Genomic DNA, 3,656 nt, shown 5'->3' with positions numbered 1-3,656 from the left:
CAACAATATCGAAAGTTGTATCAGGGTAAAGTTTTTGAATTTCTGGCAGGACTTTTTTGCTGAAAAAGCAAACCGCATCAATATTTGCTAAATTATCCATTGCACCGATAAAAATTATGTGGTGTCCTCCGGGATTGTTGGTGCGGCTGGGAAATGAAACCAAATCGACCCCATTAGGAATAACTGTAATTTTCGTGTTAGGGTTAAACTTTTGGAGTTGAATTTTATCCTCTTCTGTTGTGACTACGATCGAGGAAAATTTAGAGCAGTAGCGTTTCTCGTAACGACGCAGAAGCGGTAGGAAAAGTTTGTCTCTAAATTTATTTTCAGAAATGCCGGTTTCTAGCTGGTTATAAGATGCACCGTATACAGAACTATGAATATTGACTACAGTTCTTAGCTGTTTTTGAAAGTGCGATCGCACATAAATTTCATTGACGCTATGCTCACAAGTAATCACGTCACATTTTCTTGACTCTATAAACAGATCAATCCAGGCTTGCATTGCGCTGGAATAGCGGTTTAATACATTAGGCGGTGTACCTTTGTGTAGAAATGTTAAGAATCGCTGAATTTTTTTCAGTATATTACCGGATGTATTTGTGTCAGGAGGTCGATTAAAAAGAACCAGATGATCAACACAATCGCGTAGTTCCAATATTTCTGAGTCTGTGACATCAGGTTCACGCTGAGTTACCAAAGTGATATCATGGTTCCGACGGAGATATTTAAGTAAATGAAAAGTCCTTACCTGAGTACCTCCTCGTGTTGGTGGGTAGGGAAACGTAGAAGATAACATCAAAATTCTCATATTTCTGACTTTATAGAAAGAATATCAATCAAATGAATATTTAACTAATATATTAGGGTTCTTATTTGGTTTTTGGGAACCTAAGTACACATTGATTTCGTTTTTTCCTCTTTCCTATCTCTAGGAGTAAATTCACAAATCAAATTGGGTTTTTATAGATTAGGTTCTAATAAATCTTCCCTGGATAGGATTCGAGCTTTTTGCTTTTATCAAAAAAAATATGTATCATTTAAATTATTTATAATATATGGTAAACCAATATTTAATTATGATTAAATAAAAATATTAATTCTCCAAAGAAATTCGGGAGCATCTCAATTTTTAACAGGCAACGTGTAAAGCTCTGCGGGCATAGCTGCGCGTCTCGCAAAGCATCTGTCTTGCTCGCGCTATTAAATGGGGTATTCTCCATTCCCTGCTCAATAGGGTTTGCTTAAAGATAATTGTAAGTTGGAAAGTCAGTTGCTTTATGGCAACGCTAGTCGCCTCAAATAGAGAAACCCCTTGTGCTGGCTCTGCAACCGATGACTTAAGGCTTTAGGCTCTAAGCAATCCGTATTGATTCCGTGTTTTCTTTTTTGATAAAGCTCATGCCTAAAGTAAGCGTTTGTATTCCGACTTTTAATCGTGCTAATCTATTAGCTTTCGCAATTGAAAGTGTACTAAAACAGACTTATCAAGACTTTGAATTAATTATTTGTGATGATGGCTCTCAAGATAGTACTTCGGACAGTATCCTGGAGTACACAGACAGCAGGATAAAATATATCCGTCACCCTGAAAATATTGGAAAAAGTAATAATATGCGCTCTGGATTTGACGCTGCTCAGGGTGAATTTTTTATAAAGTTTGATGATGATGATAGATTAACGCCAGATTTTCTAGAACACACTGTAGATATATTAGAAAAGGACTCTATCATTGATTTCGTGGGTACTGATCACTGGATCATTGATATTAACAATATTAGAGATGAGGAAAAGACTCGGCAAAACTCGCTTCATTGGGGTAGAACTCATTTACCAGAAGGTGTGGTAGATAATTTATTGGAAGTTGTATTTATTAACCAAAGCTTTCAAATTGGTGCAACTTTATTTCGTTACAAAACCTTACAAGAAGTTGGGTTTATGCAACCAAATTGGCAAAACTGTGAAGATAATGATTTATTTGTTCGTCTAGCTTTAGCTGGGAAAAAAGGTTATTACTTACCTGAGTTATTAATGGAATATCGCTTTCATCAAGAACAGCAAGGTCTTAATCGAGCAATTCGTTATTTAGATGATAAGTTGCGTTATTTAGCAAGTTATAAATTTGATTCTGAGAAGCTAGAAAAAATAAGAATACAGCGTTTTAAAGAAACCCAGTTATTATTAGGTTTACGTTTAATTGAGAAGGGTGAAACTCAACAAGGACGGGAGTTAGTCTTAGCTGGTAAGTCTTGCTCTCCTGGTAAAGCATGGACTGGCTTGGGATTATCGGTTTTACCAGTTAGAGTAAGGAGTCAGGCGTTTGGGTTGCTGCGGCGATCGCGGGGGTAGCAAACTATCAGGGCGAACGCCGTTCGCCCCTACAAGCGGGAAAAACCCCTCTTTACTAAGAAAGAAGGGTTTTTGATAAACTGCTACGCTTTAATAAGCGTCTTGTAGCTCGTAGAAGTCAGGCGAGATGTAGTCTTTACGTAAAGGCCAACCTACCCAATCCTCTGGCATTAACAACCGCTTGAGATCTGGGTGTCCTTCATAAATAATGCCGAACATATCGTAAGACTCACGCTCTTGCCAGTCTGCTGCTTTCCACAACCAGTAAACAGAAGGTACTCTTGGGTTTTCTCGGGGTAGAAACACCTTCAAGCGTACTTCTTCTGGGCGATCAGCGTTATCACTAACTTTAATCAAGTGGTACATACTGACCAGTTGTTCTCCTGGTCCTAAGTCAATACCAGATTGACACTGAAGATAATTAAACCCGTAAGCATACAGCGCAGTAGCAATAGGTAGTAAGAAATCTGCCTCTACCTTAATGATCTCTACACCGCTGTGGTCAGCTTCTAAAGATTCGTGAGCAAAATCATTCTCTGTAAGCCATTGAGAGACTTTACCCGCTTTTACCAAAGATTGTTCTTCTGCTGGTACTGGTGTTGATTCTTCATTAGCCACGGGGTAGCTCCTCCTTTTGGGACTGTGTTAAAAGAGCAGGAGGTACTGGCATACCAATAGCCTCTGTTAATTCTTTCGGAGGGGTGAAGCGGGTTTCTGACTGCAAATACTTACCAGTATGAATTTGCTCTGCTGGTTTCATATTGTGAGTTGTGCTGTAGTAGCGATGGCTTTGCTTGATAATATCCCGCTCTTGTATCGAATCATTAGCTATCTTCTTCCGTAGCTTAATGATCGCGTCAATAATCGCCTCTGGACGTGGAGGACAACCAGGTAAGTATACGTCCACTGGAATTAACTTATCAACGCCACGTACTGCACTAGGGGAATCTACGCTAAACATTCCACCAGTAATCGTGCACGCGCCCATAGCAATTACATACTTTGGTTCTGGCATTTGTTCGTAAATACGAACAAGTTGGGGTGCCATCTTCATGGTAATTGTCCCAGCCGTAATAATTAAGTCAGCTTGGCGGGGGCTAGAACGAGGAATCAAACCAAAGCGGTCAAAGTCAAATCGGGAGCCAATTAAAGCTGCAAATTCAATAAAGCAGCAAGCAGTACCAAACAGTAACGGCCATAGGCTGGAAAGCCGTGCCCAATTGTACAGGTCATCAACTGTAGTCAGGATGACGTTTTCCGACAAATCGTTGGTTACAGTAGGGCGCTCAATTGGGTTGAGGATGCTC

At 39.6% G+C, this 3,656-nt stretch carries 4 protein-coding genes; 1 reads left to right on the top strand and 3 read right to left on the bottom strand.

Going from position 1 to position 3,656, the window contains the following annotated elements:
- Positions 1 to 811, bottom strand: an 811-nt coding sequence (locus tag G4P69_RS36225; protein ID WP_208354722.1) for a glycosyltransferase family 4 protein, incomplete at its 3' end; no start/stop codon positions are given.
- Positions 812 to 1,401: 590 nt separating this feature from the next.
- Between G4P69_RS36225 and G4P69_RS36220 the strand changes: the two genes are divergently transcribed.
- Positions 1,402 to 2,349 carry a glycosyltransferase family 2 protein gene (locus G4P69_RS36220; protein ID WP_208341101.1) on the top strand — a complete coding sequence of 316 codons (948 nt, stop codon included), beginning with the start codon at positions 1,402 to 1,404 and terminating at the stop codon, positions 2,347 to 2,349.
- A gap of 90 nt (positions 2,350 to 2,439) precedes the next feature.
- Here G4P69_RS36220 and G4P69_RS36215 read toward each other — a convergent pair whose 3' ends face one another.
- Together G4P69_RS36215 and ndhK are read right to left on the bottom strand one after the other, a co-directional pair.
- A complete protein-coding gene (locus G4P69_RS36215; protein ID WP_208341099.1) occupies positions 2,440 to 2,967 on the bottom strand; it encodes an NAD(P)H-quinone oxidoreductase subunit J in 528 nt (175 codons plus the stop codon).
- Complete coding sequence (gene ndhK / locus G4P69_RS36210; protein WP_313890613.1) at positions 2,960 to 3,652, bottom strand: photosynthetic/respiratory NAD(P)H-quinone oxidoreductase subunit K; 693 nt, start codon at positions 3,650 to 3,652, stop codon at positions 2,960 to 2,962. Before ndhK ends, G4P69_RS36215 begins: the two co-directional genes overlap by 8 nt.
- Between the last annotated feature and the right edge of the window lie 4 nt (positions 3,653 to 3,656).

Source organism: Aetokthonos hydrillicola CCALA 1050 (assembly GCF_017591665.1).
Classification (GTDB): domain Bacteria; phylum Cyanobacteriota; class Cyanobacteriia; order Cyanobacteriales; family Nostocaceae; genus Aetokthonos; species Aetokthonos hydrillicola.
Note: the sequence above shows the minus strand (reverse complement) of the source record. Positions and strands in the feature narration are given on the sequence as shown.

Bases quoted from the DNA above. Each gene is read 5' to 3' on its own strand.
- G4P69_RS36220 (WP_208341101.1), top strand. From the start codon at position 1,402: ATGCCTAAAGTAAGCGTTTGTATTCCGACTTTTAATCGTGCTAATCTA.